This is a genomic window from Streptomyces sp. NPDC002520 (genome assembly GCF_053595235.1).
Window position 1 is genome coordinate 37,494 of sequence record NZ_JBSFXG010000022.1, and the last position, 16,105, is coordinate 53,598.

The window sequence follows — 16,105 nt, forward strand, 5'->3', positions numbered from 1 at the left end:
CGGTCACGGTTGCGGGCGCGTGGCCGGAAACGTTCGCCTGCGGTTCACGAGCGTCACTGTGCCACCCCCGAAAAGCTGAACACTTCTCACGTCTGCCCCTTCCCTATTCGACTACCCGTCAGTAAAACCGGGGGTAACACCTGCTTCGGGGAGGCGTCATGCACCGCTTCAGATCCAGGATCAGAGGTACGGCCGTCGCAGTCGCGGCGGCCGCGACCGTGTTCGCCGGCCTGGCGGCCCCTGCCGCCCACGCGGCTCCCGCCGCCCAGCGGGCCCTGACCGCCACGCCACTGTCGCCCGACCTGGAACGCATCCGGGCCGCGGAGGCCACCGCCCTGTACGGCGACTCGGCCGAGCGGCCCCTCGCCGACCGCAAGACCTCCCTGATCTCCCTCGGCGACAGCGAGATCTCCGGCGAGGGCATCGGCACCTACGAGCCGGGCACCAACGGCCCCGACAACTGGTGCCACCGGTCGCCCGACTCGGCCATCCACCGCACCGGCATCCCGGCCGACGAGACGTACAACGTCGCCTGTTCCGGCGCCTACACCGGCAACATCCGTATCGGCGGCAGCAAGCAGTACGCCGACGAGCCGGTCCAGAGCGACAACCTCGCGGTCAAGGCCCGCAACACCCGCATCAAGATGGTGCTGCTGGTCGCGGGCGCCAACGACGACCTGCAGTTCGGCCCGGTCATGACCGACTGCGTCGAGCGCTACCTGCTCTCCCAGGGCGCCTGCGAGCCCAAGTACGCGGGCGGCTGGCAGGCGCGCGTCGACGCCCTCGTCCCCAAGGTCGAGCAGACCGTGCGCGACCTGCGCACCGTGATGCGCGACGCCGGGTACGCGGACGGCGACTACAAGCTCGTCGTGATGGGCTACCCGAGCCCCATCGGCCCGGACTTCCACGACAACCCGAGCTTCCCCGGCAAGCTCGCCTGCGGCGGCCTGGGCTACGACTCCGACACCAAGTGGGGCCGTGACACCGCCGTCCCCGCCTTCGAACGCGGCATGCGGAAGGCCGCCCAGGACACCGGCGTGACCTACCTGGACAACTCGCGGCTGTTCCAGGGCCACGAGGTCTGCATGGAGGACACATGGGCCCGCGGCGCCTTCATCGACGTCACCAAGCCCGGTACGCCGGACGAGAACTCGTTGCGCCAGTCCTTCCACCCCAACGCCCGCGGCCACGCCGCCTTCGCGTCCTGCCTGACCCAGCTCTACGACTCGGGCCTGCGCGAGGCGAGCTGCGCGGACGTCAACTCCTCCGGGAAGCCGACCCTGTTCCCGCTCGCCTGGGACGACGTGTACCGCCCGCTGAAGAACGCGGCCACCGGCAACTGCCTGGACGTCGACAGCTCCGCCAGCGCCAACGGCACCAGCGTGCTCGGCTGGACCTGCGGGGGCACCCGTAACCAGACCTGGTGGTACGACTCCACCCGGCAGACCCTGATCACCGGGCTCACCCAGGACCGCTGCCTCGACGTGCCCGGCAGCACCTACAAGGCGGGCACCGCCCTGGAGGTCTGGAACTGCCACGGCGGCGCGAACCAGAAGTTCGTCCGCGCCGGCGCCACGATCCGCCCCGCGGCGGCCTCCACGCTCTGCCTGGCCCACGCGGCCGCCAGGGAACCGGTCCGGCTCCAGAACTGCGACGGCTCCGCGAACCAGAAGTTCGCGTGAGCGCCCGCTGAGCGCCCGCTGAGCGCCCGCTGAGCGCCCGCTGAGCGACCGGCCGCCCGCACGGCCGAACGGCGACGGCCCCGGTCACCGCACGCGCGGTGACCGGGGCCGTCCCCGTCGTCGCTACAGGCCCGGTCCGCGCACCGGGATGTGCGTGAACGTCGGCTCAGGAGCCGGGTTCTGGAAGAAGTCGTTGCCCTTGTCGTCGACGACGACGAAGGCGGGGAAGTCCTCGACCTCGATCTTCCAGACGGCCTCCATGCCGAGCTCCTCGTACTCGACGACCTCGACCTTCTTGATGCAGTCCTGTGCGAGCCGCGCGGCCGGGCCGCCGATGGAGCCGAGGTAGAAGCCGCCGTGCGCGTCGCACGCGTCGGTGACCTGCTGGGAGCGGTTGCCCTTGGCCAGCATCACCTTCGAGCCGCCCGCGGCCTGGAACTGCTCCACGTAGGAGTCCATGCGGCCGGCCGTCGTCGGGCCGAAGGAGCCGGACGCGTAGCCCTCCGGGGTCTTGGCCGGACCCGCGTAGTACACCGGGTGGTCCTTCAGGTACTGCGGCATCTCCTCGCCCGCGTCGAGCCGCTCCTTGATCTTGGCGTGCGCGATGTCGCGGGCCACGACCAGCGGACCGGTCAGCGACAGACGGGTCTTGACCGGGTACTTGGTGAGCTCGGCGAGGATCTCGTCCATCGGCCGGTTCAGGTCGATCTTCACCACGTCGTCGTCGGACAGGTGCTCGTCCGTGGTCTCCGGCAGGAACCGCGCCGGGTCCGTCTCCAGCTGCTCCAGGAAGACACCCTCGGCGGTGATCTTCGCGACGGCCTGGCGGTCGGCGGAGCAGGAGACGGCGATGGCGACCGGGCAGGACGCGCCGTGCCGGGGCAGACGCACCACGCGCACGTCGTGGCAGAAGTACTTGCCGCCGAACTGCGCGCCGATGCCGATCTTCTGGGTCAGCTCGAAGACCTTCTCCTCCAGCTCCTTGTCCCGGAAGCCGTGGCCCAGCTCCGAGCCCTCCGCCGGGATCTCGTCCAGGTAGTGCGCGGAGGCGTACTTCGCGGTCTTCAGCGCGTACTCGGCGCTCGTACCGCCGACGACGATCGCCAGGTGGTACGGCGGGCAGGCGGCCGTACCCAGCGAACGGATCTTCTCCTCCAGGAACTTCATCATGGAGGCCTCGTTCAGGACGGCCTTCGTCTCCTGGTACAGGAAGGACTTGTTGGCGCTGCCGCCGCCCTTCGCCATGAACAGGAACTTGTAGGCGCCGCCGTCCGTGGCGTACAGCTCGATCTGCGCCGGCAGGTTCGAGCCGGTGTTCTTCTCCTCCCACATGGTGAGCGGAGCCATCTGCGAGTAGCGCAGGTTCAGGTTCTGGTAGGCGTCGTAGATGCCCTTGGAGAGCGACTTCTCGTCCTCGCCCGCGGTGAGCACGTTCTGGCCCCGCTTGCCCATGACGATCGCCGTGCCGGTGTCCTGGCACATCGGCAGCACGCCGGCCGCCGCGATGTTGGCGTTCTTCAGCAGGTCGAGCGCGACGAACTTGTCGTTGTTCGACGCCTCGGGGTCGTCGACGATGCGGCGCAGCTGGGCGAGGTGGGCCGGGCGCAGGTAGTGCTGGATGTCGTGGACGGCCTCCTCGGCCAGCTTGCGCAGCGCCTCCGGCTCCACCTTGAGGAACGTGCGTCCGTCCGGGCCCTCGACGGTGGACACGCCCTCGGAGGTCACCAGCCGGTAGGGGGTGGTGTCCTCTCCCTGGGGAAGCAGATCGGTGTACGCGAACTCAGGCATCTCAGCCCATTCCTCACTCTACGGACGGCGCCCGTCGACATCGGCGGGCCTCCCCAGCGTAGAACCTGCCGCCGACACGGAGCCTGTGAGGTAAGGCTCAGTCGGTTCGATCGCGCGGCGCCCGCAGGACATGACGCGGGTCGGCGGGTCGTCCACACCCCCTAGTCGCGATCTATCGCGTTTCGGTACGCTGCCTTCGTGGACCTTCACAAGCACGCCCAGCCCCAGGACGCCGCGCCGAGCGTGTCCGACCTGCGCGCCTCGGACGCCGACCGCGACCGTGTCACCGACATCCTCCGCGACGCCCTCGCCGAAGGCCGGCTGACCGCAGAGGAGCACGCCGAGCGCGTGGAGGGGGTGCTGCACACCAAGACGGTCGGCGAGCTGGACACCTTCATCCGCGACCTGCCCGCCGCCCACCAGCAGGCGGCCGCCCCCGCGTACACGCGCGCGCCGTCCCGCCCGGAGCCCGGCGCGATCCCCGCCGAGGCCGACGCCAGCGTGGTGGCCGTCTTCAGCAGCGCCATGCGCCGGGGCCGCTGGCGCGCCGGGCGCCGGCTGCACGCGTTCGCGATCTTCGGCAGCGTCGAGATCGACCTCAGCGAGGCGATCTTCGAGTACCAGCAGGTCGTGATCAAGGCCGTCTCGGTCTTCGGCGACGTCCAGATCCGCGTCCCGGAGAACGTGTCGCTGCGCGGCACCGGCGGCGGCGTCCTCGGCAACTTCGAGGTTCACCCCCTGGATTCGCCCGAGTCGGACGCCCCGGTGGTCTACGTCGACGGCTGGGCCGTTCTCGGCAACGTCGAGGCGCGCCCCAAGCGCGGCAAGCTCGTCTCGGACATCCTCGAGCGGGTCCACGAGCGCGTTCAGGAGCGGGTCCAGAGCAAGCTCGACAGGAAGCTGCGCAGACACCTGGATCGTTGACGGCCACGAGGGGCGCGAACAAGACGCCGCACGCCGACGGTTGGGAACGCAGTGCATAGGCGCGCGCACAGCGGGTAGGGCTGCTGCATCGTCTCTCGCTCGCGAATCCGTCGTCAGGAGTAGACCGTGCTGCAACCGCCGCCCTCGTCCTTGCAGGTAGCTGTCGCTCCGGCCCAGCGGGTGCCAGCGCGCGACAGGGACCAGGACACACCGTGGCACACCGACGCGGTGTGCAGGCGCGACGAGGCCGGCCTCTTCTTCGCCCCGTCGAAGGAGCCCACGGCCGCCCGGCTCTCCCGTGAGGAGGCGGCCAAGCGCGTCTGCGCCCGCTGCCCGGTCATGGTCGAGTGCCGCGAACACGCCCTCCTCCAGCCCGAGCCCTACGGCGTCTGGGGCGGCCTCACGGCGGCGGAGCGCCGCGTGGTCCTGGCCCGGCGCCGCCGGCGCGAGGTGGAACTGAAGAAGGCGGCGCGGGCGACGGAGAACCGCATGGCGGGTTAGACATGAGCAAGGGCGCCCTCTCCGCACCGAGGGCGCCCAGGCTCTTCAGGGGGACGGGGCCGTGTCCCCGTCGTGCGGGCGCGACGAGCCGCGAGGGCCTCGCTCCCGCCGACGGACGCGCGGCCTCCGCCCGTGGGCAGGTGCTACTTCGCCCGATCGAAGTCGATCGCGCTGTAGGCCCGCAGCTTGCTGAGCCGGTGCTCGGAGTCGATCCGCCGCACGGTGCCGGACTTGGACCGCATCACGATGGAGTCGGTCGTCGCCGTCTCCGACCGGTAGCGAACCCCGCGCATCAGCTCACCGTCGGTGATACCGGTGGCGACGAAGAACACGTTCTCGCCCCGCACCAGGTCCTCGGTCGTCAGCACCCGGTCCAGGTCGTGCCCGGCGTCGATCGCACGGGCCCGCTCCGCGTCGTCCTTGGGCCACAGCTTGCCCTGGATGGTGCCGCCCAGGCACTTCACGGCACACGCCGAGATGATGCCCTCCGGCGTACCGCCGACGCCGAGCAGCAGGTCGATGCCCGTGCCCTCGCGCAGCGCCAGGATCGAGCCGGCGACGTCGCCGTCGGAGATCAGCTTGATGCGCGCGCCGGCCTCGCGGACCTCCTTGATGATGCCCTCGTGCCGCGGCCGGTCGAGGATGACGACCGTGACGTCCTCGGGCGCGGACCGCTTCGCCTTGGCGATGCGGCGGATGTTCACGGAGACGGGCGCGTCGATGTCGACGAAGTCGGCGGCCTCGGGGCCGGTGACCAGCTTGTCCATGTAGAACACGGCGGACGGGTCGAACATGGCGCCGCGCTCGGTGGCCGCGAGGACGGCGATCGCGTTCGGCATGCCCTTGGCCGTCAGCGTGGTCCCGTCGATCGGGTCGACGGCGATGTCGACCTCGGGCCCGGTGCCGTCGCCCACGCGCTCCCCGTTGAAGAGCATCGGGGCCTCGTCCTTCTCCCCTTCGCCGATGACGACGACGCCGTTCATCGACACGGTGGAGACGAGGGTCCGCATGGCGCGCACCGCTGCGCCGTCGGCGCCGTTCTTGTCGCCGCGGCCGACCCAGCGGCCCGCGGCCATCGCCGCGGCTTCGGTCACCCGGACGAGTTCCAGGGCGAGGTTGCGGTCGGGAGCCTCGGAGGGTACGTCGAGCTCGGACGGCAAGTGATGATGCTCGGTCATCGGAGCGCACCTTTCTGATACGACGACGGCCGGATGAGGGTATGCCCCCGACTCTATCGTTAGGCCGACAAAATGAGCAGGGGACCCCACGGATGAGCGCCGGGGACGCCTGCGACGATAGGGGGCGTGGCAGGTTCGAACGGCAAGCAGAAGACGGTCCGGGACATGATTCTCTCCCTGGCCCTGATCGGTATCGCGGCGGCGGTCATCTACGTCTTCGTCCCGCACGACGATCACGCTCCCGACGTCAAGCGGGTCGACTACCGGGTCGAGCTGCTCACGGCACGGCGGGCGGCGAGCTACCCGGTGGCGGCCCCCGAGGGGCTGCCGGACACCTGGAAGGCGACCTCCGTCCGCTTCCAGGGCGAGGAGAGCGACCGCTGGCACCTCGGCTTCCAGGGCCCCGACGGCCAGTACGTGCAGGTCGAGCAGTCCGCCGGGAAGCGTGCCGACGTCATCGACCAGGCCAGCCAGGGCGCCTCGGCGACCAAGCGGACCGAGCGGATCGACGGCCGCACCTGGACCCGCTACACGGGCGGCCGCTACGACGCCCTCGTCCTGGAGGACACCCCCGGCTCCACGACCGTGGTCGCGGGTACTGCCCCCTTCGACCAGCTGACGGCGATGGCGACGGCGCTGCGGCTGAAGTAGGAGTCGCGGCCCGAGCGGGGAACGCGCGCGGGAGAAGCGGGAGAAAGCGGGAGAACACGCGAAGAGGCCCCCGGCAGGACCGGGGGCCTCTTCGCGTGTGTGGGCGGCTCAGACGGTCGTGACGACGTCGTCGAAGGCCAGGCGCGGCGAGCGCGGGAACCAGGCGTCCGGGCCCGGCTTGCCGATGTTGACGACCATCAGAGGGGTGTGGTCGTCGTCCAGGAACTCCTTGCGGACGCCCTCGAAGTCGAGGCCGGTCATCGGGCCGGCGGCGAGGCCCGCGGCGCGGACACCGATGATGAAGTAGGCGGCCTGCAGGGAGGCGTTCAGCGCGGCGGCACCCTCACGGGCCGGACGCTCGCTGAAGAACACGTCCTTGGCCTGCGGGAAGTGCGGGAACAGGGCCGGCAGCTCCTCGTGGAACTCGTTGTCCGCGGAGAGGATCGCGACCAGCGGGGCGGCGGCGGTCTTGGGCTGGTTGCCCTCGGCCATGTGCTGCACCAGGCGCTCGCGGGCCTCGTCGGAGCGGACCAGGGTGATGCGCAGCGGGCTCTGGTTGAAGGCGGTCGGGCCGTACTTGACCAGGTCGTAGATCGCCTGCATCTGCTCCTCGGTCACCGGCTCGTCGGTGAAGCTGTTCGCGGTACGGGCCTCGCGGAACAGCAGGTCCTGGGCGGCGGGGTCAAGAACGAGAGACATGCGTGACTTCCTCTGATGCGCGTCCGGTCCGTGATTGCCCGGACCGGCTGACAGGAATGACCCTACGCGAGGGAAGTTCAACCTTCAACAAAAACTGGGGTGTGGTGATCCGCTTCACATCCCCGCGCGGCGCCTACTCGCTCCCTTCCCCGGTCTCCCCGGCCTCCTCCTCCGCGAGCGCCGCGTCCAGCCGGGCCCGCGCCCCCTCCAGCCAGCGCCGGCACACCTTGGCCAGCTCCTCGCCGCGCTCCCACAGCGCCAGGGACTCCTCCAGCGTCGTACCGCCGGCCTCCAGCCGCCGTACGACCTCGATCAACTCGTCCCGCGCCTGCTCGTACGAGAGCGCCTCATCCACCTTGCTGGTCATCCACCCACCCTAGACATCGACACGTACCGAGAATTCGCCCTCGGCGACCCGCGCGCGCAGCGTCTCGCCCTCCGTCACGTCCTGCGGATCGCGCACCACGTGGCCGTCGGCCTTCTGCAGCACCGCGTAGCCCCGCTTGAGCGTGGCGGCGGGGGAGAGGGCCACCACGCGCGCGTGCGTGTGCGTCAGCTCCGAGTCGGCGCGGTCCAGGAGGTGGCCGAGGGTGCGCCGGCCGCGGTCCAGCAGCGCGGCGACATGATCGGCGCGCTCGTCGACCATCCGGTGCGGATCCTCTATCGAGGGCCGCGCCAGCGCGTGCGCGAGCCCCCGCTCCTCCCGCTCCACCAGCGCCCGCACGGACCGCCGCGCCCGGTCCCGCAGCATCCGCACCCGCTCGAACTCCTCGCCCACGTCCGGTACGACCTTCTTGGCCGCGTCGGTGGGCGTGGACGCACGCAGGTCGGCGACGTGGTCCAGCAGCGGATTGTCCGGCTCGTGCCCGATCGCGGAGACGACCGGCGTACGGCACTGCGCCACCGCCCGCACCAGCTGCTCGTCGGAGAACGGCAGCAGATCCTCCACACTGCCGCCGCCCCGCGCGACGATGATCACGTCCACGTCCTCGATCGCGTCCAGCTCCTTCACGGCCTGAACGACCTGCGGGACGGCGTGCACGCCCTGCACGGGGACATTGCGCACCTCGAAGCGGACGGCGGGCCACCGGTGCCGGGCGTTCTCCAGCACGTCCCGCTCCGCGGCGGAGGCACGCCCGCAGACCAGCCCGATCAGCTGCGGCAGGAACGGCAGCGGCTTCTTCCGCTCCGGCGCGAACAGCCCCTCGGCCGCCAGCGTCTTCTTCAGCTGCTCCAGCCGCGCCAGCAGCTCGCCGACCCCGACAGGCTTGATCTCGGCCGCCCGCAGCGACAGCTGCCCGCGCGGCGCGTACCACTCGGGTTTCGCGAGGACGACGACGCGGGCGCCCTCGCCGACGACGTCCGCGACCGCGTCGAACACCTGCCGGTAGCACGTCACGCTGACGGAGATGTCGTACGACGGGTCCCGCAAGGTCAGGAACACGACCCCCGCGCCGGGCCGCCGCGACAACTGCGTGATCTGCCCCTCGACCCACACGGCCCCGAGACGGTCGATCCACCCGCCGATCAGCCGGGAGACCTCACCGACGGGGAGGGGCGCTTCGGACGACGTGTTCACAGCCATGCGCCGAGCGTAATGGGCCGTACTGACAGTGTGGGTATGTGCAGAGGGGCTACGCGCCGAGGGTGTGCCGGCCGACTCCGGGGGCGGGTGCGGCGCCGTCGTGGCTTGTCGCGCGGTTCACGCGCGCCTCTGGGGGACTGCGCGGCCGTCGGTCGTACGGCCGCGCACACGCGACCGCGGGGGGACTACGCCCCGTCGTCCCGGGGACGGCACCGGCACGCGATCCCGGGGCCCCCGAACGCGGCCTTACGATGGGTCCCATGACCGCTTCGCCTGGCCGCCGTGTCCTGCTCGCCGCCCCTCGAGGCTACTGCGCCGGTGTGGACCGCGCCGTGATCGCCGTCGAGAAGGCCCTGGAACAGTACGGGTCCCCGATCTACGTCCGCCACGAGATCGTCCACAACAAGTACGTCGTGCAGACCCTGGAGAAGAAGGGCGCCATCTTCGTCGAGCGCACGGAGGAGGTGCCGCCGGGCAACATCGTGATGTTCTCCGCGCACGGCGTCGCCCCGGTCGTCCACGAGGAGGCACGCCAGGGCCGCCTGGCCACCATCGACGCGACCTGCCCCCTGGTCACCAAGGTCCACAAGGAAGCCGTCCGCTACGCGGGCGAGGACTACGACATCCTCCTGATCGGGCACGAGGGCCACGAGGAGGTCATCGGCACCTCCGGCGAGGCCCCCGAACACATCCAGCTCGTCGACGGCCCCGAGGACGTCGCCAAGGTCCAGGTCCGCGACGAGTCGAAGGTGGTCTGGCTCTCCCAGACCACCCTCTCCGTGGACGAGACCATGGAGACCGTCGACGCCCTGAAGACGAAGTTCCCCGGGCTGGTCTCCCCGCCCAGCGACGACATCTGCTACGCCACCCAGAACCGCCAGCTCGCCGTGAAGCAGATGGGCGCGGAGGCCGAGCTGGTCATCGTCGTCGGCTCGCGGAACTCCTCGAACTCCAAGCGGCTGGTCGAGGTCGCGAAGCTCGCCGGGTCCCGTGAGGCCTACCTGGTGGACTTCGCCGGCGAGATCGACGAGGCCTGGCTGGAGGGCGTCACCACGGTCGGCGTCACCTCCGGCGCCTCCGTCCCCGAGGTCCTGGTCGAGCAGGTCCTCCAGTGGCTCGCCGAGCGCGGGTACGGCGACGTCGAGCTGGTCCGGGCCGCCGAGGAGTCCATCACCTTCTCGTTGCCCAAGGAACTCCGCCGCGACCTGCGTGAAGAGGCCGCAGCCCTGGTCGCCGAGCGCGGCGGCACGGGCACGGCGGACGCGTGAGCGTCTCCACGTCCCGCACCCCGTCCCGTAGGTCCGGGGCGTGACGGTCAGTCGTGCGTCGTAACGTGGAGCCATGCAGATCTTCGGCGTGGACATCGGTGGATCCGGGATCAAGGGTGCCCCAGTGGACCTGGGGAAGGGCGACCTGGCCCAGGAACGGTGCAAGGTGCTCACCCCGCACCCGGCGACACCGGACGGCGTGGCCGACGGGGTGAAACAGGTGGTCGACCACTTCGGCTGGACGGGCCCCGTGGGCCTGACCTTCCCCGGAGTGGTCACCGGTGGCGCCACGATTCGTACAGCGGCCAACGTCGACAAGAGCTGGGTCGACATGGACGCGCGTGCCCTGTTCAGCGGCCGGCTCGGCGGCCTGCCGGTGACGGTGGTCAACGACGCGGACGCGGCGGGCGTCGCCGAGATGCACTTCGGCGCCGGCCAGGGCCGACGGGGCACGGTCATCCTGCTCACCTTCGGCACGGGCATCGGCAGCGCCGTCTTCACCGACGGCGTCCTGATCCCCAACACGGAGCTGGGTCACCTGGAGCTGAACGGGCACGACGCGGAGACGCGGGCCTCGAGCAAGGCCAAGGAGGACCAGAACCTCACCTGGGAGCACTGGGCGCGCCGCGTGCAGAAGTACCTGGCGCACGTCGAGATGCTGTTCTCGCCCGAGCTGTTCATCATCGGCGGCGGGGTGAGCCGCAAGGCCGACAAGTTCGTGCCGCTCATCGAGGGCATCAAGGCCGAGATCGTCCCGGCGCAGCTGGAGAACAACGCGGGGATCGTCGGTGCGGCGATGCGGGTGTCCCAGATCCAGCAGGCGGGCGGGCAGGGGTAGGGGCGCGCAGGGGCAGGACGTACAGGACGTACAGGACCAGTCAGCCGCGGCGCCGTCGCCTCCGTACCCACCGCACCCGGCGTACGAGCACGATCACCCCGGCGACCAGCGTCCCCCCGTACAGCCAGCCCGCCTGCGTGGCGAGCCCGGTGACCAGGCCCATCATCCGGCTGAGGAACCCCGTGCCGCCGTCGGCGACCGGGAACAGGCCCACGGCGAAGGCGATGGGCACGACCACCGGCGCGGTCAGCAGGTCACCGCCGCGCATCCACAGCGCGGTCAGCACGCACACCGGCAGGAACAGCACGCCGTACACGGTGAGGGACCCCCCGAACAGCAGGTGGTCCAGGCAGCCCAGCAGGAACATGGCCGCCGTGCAGAACAGACCCCCGCCGAGCCCGGTCAGCCGGGGGTTCGGCACCCGCCGGACGGGCGGCGTCGGCCGGGCGACCCGGACCTGCCGCGGGTCCCGCTGCGCCGCCGGAGCGGGCCTGCGCACGTCGGCCGGGCGGCGCCGTGCCTGCGGCGGCAGCTGCCCGGGCGGCAGATGCGCAGGTGGCGGCGTGCCACGTCGCGGTCCGTCGTTCGGAGGTCGCGTTCTGTATTGCTCCATTGGACCAACTTAGGTCTGTTTATGTGCCGAATCACCCATCAGACACGCCGGTGAGGACGGCTTGGCCAGGCGTTCGATGCTCGCGGAAGCCCGCCGCCGGGACGCCGTAAACTGGGGGATCGGTCAGTGTCGGTCTCTGGCCCCTGGCACCCCCTGGCCCACTCATCTACGGGAAGTCGCAACGTGTCGCTCACGATCGGAATCGTCGGCCTGCCCAATGTCGGCAAGTCGACCCTGTTCAACGCCCTGACCAAGAACGACGTGCTGGCGGCCAACTACCCGTTCGCCACGATCGAGCCGAACGTCGGCGTCGTCGGCGTCCCCGACGCCCGGCTGGCCAAGCTGGCCTCGATCTTCGGCTCCGAGCGCATCCTTCCGGCCACGGTCGACTTCGTCGACATCGCCGGCATCGTGCGCGGCGCCTCCGAGGGTGAGGGCCTGGGCAACAAGTTCCTCGCGAACATCCGTGAGTCCGACGCGATCTGCCAGGTCATCCGCGCCTTCAAGGACGAGAACGTCGTCCACGTCGACGGCAAGGTCTCGCCGAAGGACGACATCGAGACGATCAACACCGAGCTGATCCTCGCCGACCTCCAGACCATCGAGAAGGTCCTGCCCCGCCTCCAGAAGGAGTCGCGGATCAAGAAGGACGTCGCTCCGAAGGTCAAGGCCGTCGAGGAGGCCAAGGAGATCCTGGAGAAGGGCGACACACTGTTCTCCGCGGGCATCGTCCAGGGCTCCGGCAACGAGGAGCTCCTCCACGACCTGCACCTGCTCACCACCAAGCCGTTCCTCTACGTCTTCAACGTCGACGAGGACGAGCTGATGGACGACGACTTCAAGAACGAGCAGCGCGCCCTGGTCGCCCCCGCCGAGGCGATCTTCCTGAACGCCAAGCTGGAGCAGGACCTCGCCGAGCTGGACGAGGAGGAGGCCCTGGAACTGCTGGAGTCCGTCGGCCAGCACGAGCCCGGCCTGGCCACCCTCGCCCGCGTCGGCTTCGACACCCTCGGCCTGCAGACCTACCTCACGGCCGGCCCCAAGGAGTCCCGCGCCTGGACCATCAAGAAGGGCGCCACCGCCCCCGAGGCCGCCGGTGTCATCCACACCGACTTCCAGAAGGGCTTCATCAAGGCCGAGGTCATCTCCTTCGACGACCTGGTCGAAACCGGCTCCGTCGCCGACGCCCGCGCCAAGGGCAAGGCGCGCATGGAGGGCAAGGAGTACGTGATGCGGGACGGGGATGTGGTGGAGTTCCGCTTCAACGTGTGAGCGGATGAAGCGAGCCCGCGCCGCTGACGTGGCAAACACACGGGTCAGAAGGGGTCGAACTCTCACGAGTCCGGCCCCTTCGGCAATCCCGTGCTGGATTGGTGCCGGATTTTCTGCCCCGACGTCAGAGTGCTCAGGTGTCGTACATGAGCGGGCTGAAAGCCGAGTGGGTCGTGGAGCCTGGCACAGCCGACTGAGTCGACTGAGCCGACGCCCCTTGTCACCTGCCATCGCGGCGGGTCCCGGTAAGTCCTTCTCCCAGTCCGCAGAATTCGTGGATGGCCCGGCCATCGGAGGCCAAGCAGTCAACGGTGACATCCCTAGTCAAAGGCTTGGGCGCGGCTTCGCCGCAGGTCAGGCTGGAGGTCCGGACGATTGTGATCGCTGCGTGACTGCGCGCTAGATGATTCGTCAAGCGTGCAGGTCAAAAAGGGTCGGGCTCTGGCGAGCCCGGCCCCTTCCGCGTTCCTGTGCTGACTTCAGTTGCCCCGCGGTGGGGTGAGCTTGTCGAGGTCCAGGTTGATCTCGAAGGGCACCGGGCGCTCGAGAGTGCCCCGGAAGATACCCGCGGGCGCGTAGACGCCAGTCGGTGCGTCGAGTTCGTAGACGTGTACGACAGGAGCGCCGTCCTCTTCCTCGATGCACCAATAGTGAGGAATCCTGGCTTCTGCGTATTTGTGCAGCTTCACCGTGCGGTCACGGTGGGCGGATTCCGGTGAGACGACCTCGATGACGAGCCGGACCTCTTCCGGCGCGTACCACGTGCGGTCCGGGTCGTACGGCGCGGTCGTCACGAGCAGATCCGGCTCCGGCCGGTTTCGCTCGTCGAGGCGGATCGTCATCTCCCGTTCGACCTCGAAACCGGCGGGCGCGGTGGTCATGAGTGTGGTGGTGAGGGAGGTGACGAGGCGGCCGTGCCAGGACCGCTGGGGCGACATCATGAAGACGAGGGCTCCGTCGATCAGCTCGGTGTGGCGTGGTGCCTCGGGGAGGCGGTCCAGGTCCTCCGCGAACCAGCCTTCCGCGCGCGGCGGGCGCATCCAGTCGGGCAGTGCGGTCATGCCTAAACCGTAGCGACTCGGCGAGGCCTGGGCCACGAGATCGTCAAGGGGTGAGCGCCCTTCCGGGCTGTCCTGAAAACCCCGGACCTGCCGCCGGTGCTGATTCTGTACTGATTCGGATCTTTCAGAAGCACGTTTCCGCAGGTGAGAGCGTTGTTGTAGGCATCCCGCTTCAGCGTGTGAGCGGGTGAACCAACGCCAGGTCGCTGGTCTGGTGAAAATGCCGGTCGGAAGGGGTTCGACTCTTCGGAGTCGGGCCCCTGGTTTCCCGTGCCGGGATGGCTGACCTCACAGGGCTGCCCGCCGACCCGGGCGAGTGTGCTGGTCATCGGCGAGGCGCCGCACTCACGGGCATCGTTGCGGCGGAGTTACCCGTATCGCTGCGTCCGTCGAAGGATCGCGGCTACCGGGTGGCAGATCCCTGCCTGCGCTGTGAGTGGCGGATTGCGGGCGAGGCGCGGGAGTTGGTGAGCGCGATCGAGCCGCAGACGTTGCGGAGAAGTCCATCGGGCTTCGGCCCTGTGGTGGGTCGGCCCTGGATCATCCGGCTGGATCTCAGGAGTGCTGAGGTGTCCTGGACGGTGGAGCGATGCCTGACGTGTACGACCCAGTGCCGGATCGGCCATGCTCCGGAGCCGGTCTGCGCAAGGGTGGTCACCCGAGGGCGGTCAGGGCGGTTTCGGCGGTGGCGACGACCGTGCGGGCCTGGTGTCGGACCTGGTGGTGTACGGGGACCCAGCGCGGGCGCAGGGATTTCGCGAAGTCCGTGCACCAGGTGGTGAAGAGGTCGTCCAGGTCGTGGTGCAGTCCGGGGGCGGCGGGGTCGTCGGACGCTTTCAGGAGTCGTAGGAGAAGTCCTGCGGCGCGCAGTGGTTGGCGGCGGGCGACGACGTCCAGGGCGGAGATCTGGGCTTTCGTCGGTCGGCGCGGGTCGTCCGGGTGCGAGGCTTCGGCGGCCTGCCGGGCGAGTGGGTCCCAGGAAGTGGCGACCAGGTCGTAGAGGCCGGCGGCCATCCACTCCAGTACGCGTCTGCACGGGTCGTCCTCGGCCGGTGGCAGGAATGCGCGGGCCTTGTCGAGGACGGCGGTCACCTGTCGTCCTTCCTCCCGTACCAGCCGGGACAGGCCGTGCAGGACGGGGACCGGTTCCGGGTGCGGGGACAGGTCGTCGGCCAGGTCGGTCGACCACATGGGCACTTCGACGATCGCCGTGACGCCGTCGTACCGCTGAGGTGCGCACCAGGTGGACAGAGCGATGTTCTCGGACCCGGCGGCCAGTCGGGCGGTGCCGTCCGGCGCAGGCAGGACGTAGATCCCTGGGGCGGGGTTCTCCCAGTACAGGGCGTCGAACGTGCCGTGCTGAAGCGGGATGCCGAGTTCCATGGCCGAAGTGCGGAAGGGTACGGAGAGCCCGGGGAGGTCACGGGTCAGCTGGACCCAGCTGCCACCCGCCTCGACGCTGTGCAGGGAGCACTGGAGGAACGGCCGTAGTTCGTCGATCACCTGGAACAACGCCTGGCTCTCCGGGAGTTGCCGCGACTCGATCGGCGCCCACTCCGGCTGTTCCGCCGCGACCGGGCGGTAGGCGGCGCGGAAGTACGTGCCCAGGGTGTGGTCGGGGCCGGCCGTCGCCTCTTCGATTCCCTGCGTCAGCGCGGCGCCGTCCGGGTCCAGACACAGGACGATGTTCCAGGTGACGAGGGAGGGATTCGTCGCCGGGGACGGACGGTCACCGCGTGCCACTTGCTCCGCCAACGCGAGCGCGGTCGCGCCGCTGACCGGCTCGTCCGGGTGGGGTCGGGCGACCACCAGGATGTGGCGCGGCCCGTGTCCCACGGACAGCATCAGGATCGGGCGGCCCGCGCGGGACGTGCCGATCCGGCGCAGGCGGCAGGACCCGGGGAACCGGGAGACCAACTGCCGTGCCGAGTCGGTGACTTCCGCGACCGTGGGATAACGGTCCATCGTCCGCGCCTGATCAGGAGCCGTCGTCACCAACACTGTCGCCCGTGGTCTTCTTGTTGTCCGGCGGACGGATCTCGATC

15 protein-coding genes are annotated in these 16,105 nt (G+C 70.0%); 7 read left to right on the plus strand and 8 right to left on the minus strand.

The annotated features are described in order from the left end of the window. Positions 1 to 158 precede the first annotated feature (158 nt). Positions 159 to 1,682, plus strand: a complete 1,524-nt coding sequence (locus ACWD5D_RS27275) for a ricin-type beta-trefoil lectin domain protein (protein WP_451375388.1) — start codon at positions 159 to 161, stop codon at positions 1,680 to 1,682. Between the two features lie 123 nt (positions 1,683 to 1,805). Here ACWD5D_RS27275 and ACWD5D_RS27280 read toward each other — a convergent pair whose 3' ends face one another. Next, positions 1,806 to 3,470 carry a fumarate hydratase gene (locus ACWD5D_RS27280; RefSeq protein ID WP_451375389.1) on the minus strand — a complete coding sequence of 555 codons (1,665 nt, stop codon included), beginning with the start codon at positions 3,468 to 3,470 and terminating at the stop codon, positions 1,806 to 1,808. 198 nt (positions 3,471 to 3,668) lie between these two features. Between ACWD5D_RS27280 and ACWD5D_RS27285 the strand changes: the two genes are divergently transcribed. Then, on the plus strand, positions 3,669 to 4,394 hold the full coding sequence (locus tag ACWD5D_RS27285; RefSeq protein ID WP_451375390.1) for a DUF1707 SHOCT-like domain-containing protein: 726 nt from the start codon (positions 3,669 to 3,671) through the stop codon (positions 4,392 to 4,394). Positions 4,395 to 4,520: 126 nt separating this feature from the next. Beyond that, a complete protein-coding gene (locus ACWD5D_RS27290) occupies positions 4,521 to 4,895 on the plus strand; it encodes a WhiB family transcriptional regulator (RefSeq protein ID WP_451375391.1) in 375 nt (124 codons plus the stop codon). A 143-nt stretch (positions 4,896 to 5,038) separates the two neighbouring features. On the opposite strand, the gene glpX is transcribed toward ACWD5D_RS27290, so the two are convergent. Continuing rightward, on the minus strand, positions 5,039 to 6,073 hold the full coding sequence (gene glpX / locus ACWD5D_RS27295; RefSeq protein ID WP_451375392.1) for a class II fructose-bisphosphatase: 1,035 nt from the start codon (positions 6,071 to 6,073) through the stop codon (positions 5,039 to 5,041). A 126-nt stretch (positions 6,074 to 6,199) separates the two neighbouring features. Between glpX and ACWD5D_RS27300 the strand changes: the two genes are divergently transcribed. Further along, entirely contained in the window at positions 6,200 to 6,724 is a 525-nt protein-coding gene (locus tag ACWD5D_RS27300; protein ID WP_451375393.1) for a DUF4245 domain-containing protein, read from the plus strand. A 108-nt stretch (positions 6,725 to 6,832) separates the two neighbouring features. On the opposite strand, the gene ACWD5D_RS27305 is transcribed toward ACWD5D_RS27300, so the two are convergent. The 3 genes from ACWD5D_RS27305 to xseA form a co-directional block, all read right to left on the minus strand. Further along, complete coding sequence (locus ACWD5D_RS27305; protein WP_451375394.1) at positions 6,833 to 7,423, minus strand: malonic semialdehyde reductase; 591 nt, start codon at positions 7,421 to 7,423, stop codon at positions 6,833 to 6,835. Between the two features lie 133 nt (positions 7,424 to 7,556). After that, positions 7,557 to 7,790 carry an exodeoxyribonuclease VII small subunit gene (locus ACWD5D_RS27310; protein WP_451375395.1) on the minus strand — a complete coding sequence of 78 codons (234 nt, stop codon included), beginning with the start codon at positions 7,788 to 7,790 and terminating at the stop codon, positions 7,557 to 7,559. Positions 7,791 to 7,799: 9 nt separating this feature from the next. Then, entirely contained in the window at positions 7,800 to 9,008 is a 1,209-nt protein-coding gene (gene xseA / locus ACWD5D_RS27315) for an exodeoxyribonuclease VII large subunit (protein WP_451375396.1), read from the minus strand. Positions 9,009 to 9,259: 251 nt separating this feature from the next. Here xseA and ACWD5D_RS27320 point away from each other — a divergent pair, with 251 nt between their 5' ends. After that, on the plus strand, positions 9,260 to 10,276 hold the full coding sequence (locus ACWD5D_RS27320; RefSeq protein ID WP_451375397.1) for a 4-hydroxy-3-methylbut-2-enyl diphosphate reductase: 1,017 nt from the start codon (positions 9,260 to 9,262) through the stop codon (positions 10,274 to 10,276). A gap of 73 nt (positions 10,277 to 10,349) precedes the next feature. Further along, a complete protein-coding gene (ppgK, locus tag ACWD5D_RS27325) occupies positions 10,350 to 11,114 on the plus strand; it encodes a polyphosphate--glucose phosphotransferase (RefSeq protein ID WP_451375398.1) in 765 nt (254 codons plus the stop codon). 40 nt (positions 11,115 to 11,154) lie between these two features. On the opposite strand, the gene ACWD5D_RS27330 is transcribed toward ppgK, so the two are convergent. Beyond that, positions 11,155 to 11,727, minus strand: coding sequence for a DUF6542 domain-containing protein (locus tag ACWD5D_RS27330; protein WP_451375399.1), 573 nt, complete (start codon positions 11,725 to 11,727; stop codon positions 11,155 to 11,157). Between the two features lie 183 nt (positions 11,728 to 11,910). Between ACWD5D_RS27330 and ychF the strand changes: the two genes are divergently transcribed. After that, positions 11,911 to 12,999, plus strand: a complete 1,089-nt coding sequence (ychF, locus tag ACWD5D_RS27335) for a redox-regulated ATPase YchF (protein WP_451375400.1) — start codon at positions 11,911 to 11,913, stop codon at positions 12,997 to 12,999. Positions 13,000 to 13,478: 479 nt separating this feature from the next. Here the strand turns inward: ychF and ACWD5D_RS27340 are convergent, their stop codons facing one another. Then, positions 13,479 to 14,060: a Uma2 family endonuclease gene (locus ACWD5D_RS27340; protein WP_451375401.1), complete on the minus strand. Its 582-nt coding sequence runs from the start codon at positions 14,058 to 14,060 to the stop codon at positions 13,479 to 13,481. A gap of 654 nt (positions 14,061 to 14,714) precedes the next feature. Continuing rightward, on the minus strand, positions 14,715 to 16,025 hold the full coding sequence (locus ACWD5D_RS27345; protein ID WP_451375402.1) for a M14 family zinc carboxypeptidase: 1,311 nt from the start codon (positions 16,023 to 16,025) through the stop codon (positions 14,715 to 14,717). Between the last annotated feature and the right edge of the window lie 80 nt (positions 16,026 to 16,105).

Bases quoted from the DNA above. Each gene is read 5' to 3' on its own strand.
- ACWD5D_RS27275 (WP_451375388.1), top strand. From the start codon at position 159: ATGCACCGCTTCAGATCCAGGATCAGAGGTACGGCCGTCGCAGTCGCG.
- ACWD5D_RS27280 (WP_451375389.1), bottom strand. From the start codon at position 3,470: ATGCCTGAGTTCGCGTACACCGATCTGCTTCCCCAGGGAGAGGACACC.
- glpX (WP_451375392.1), bottom strand. From the start codon at position 6,073: ATGACCGAGCATCATCACTTGCCGTCCGAGCTCGACGTACCCTCCGAG.
- ACWD5D_RS27305 (WP_451375394.1), bottom strand. From the start codon at position 7,423: ATGTCTCTCGTTCTTGACCCCGCCGCCCAGGACCTGCTGTTCCGCGAG.
- ACWD5D_RS27310 (WP_451375395.1), bottom strand. From the start codon at position 7,790: ATGACCAGCAAGGTGGATGAGGCGCTCTCGTACGAGCAGGCGCGGGAC.
- xseA (WP_451375396.1), bottom strand. From the start codon at position 9,008: ATGGCTGTGAACACGTCGTCCGAAGCGCCCCTCCCCGTCGGTGAGGTC.
- ACWD5D_RS27320 (WP_451375397.1), top strand. From the start codon at position 9,260: ATGGGTCCCATGACCGCTTCGCCTGGCCGCCGTGTCCTGCTCGCCGCC.
- ppgK (WP_451375398.1), top strand. From the start codon at position 10,350: ATGCAGATCTTCGGCGTGGACATCGGTGGATCCGGGATCAAGGGTGCC.
- ACWD5D_RS27330 (WP_451375399.1), bottom strand. From the start codon at position 11,727: ATGGAGCAATACAGAACGCGACCTCCGAACGACGGACCGCGACGTGGC.
- ACWD5D_RS27340 (WP_451375401.1), bottom strand. From the start codon at position 14,060: ATGACCGCACTGCCCGACTGGATGCGCCCGCCGCGCGCGGAAGGCTGG.
- ACWD5D_RS27345 (WP_451375402.1), bottom strand. From the start codon at position 16,025: ATGGACCGTTATCCCACGGTCGCGGAAGTCACCGACTCGGCACGGCAG.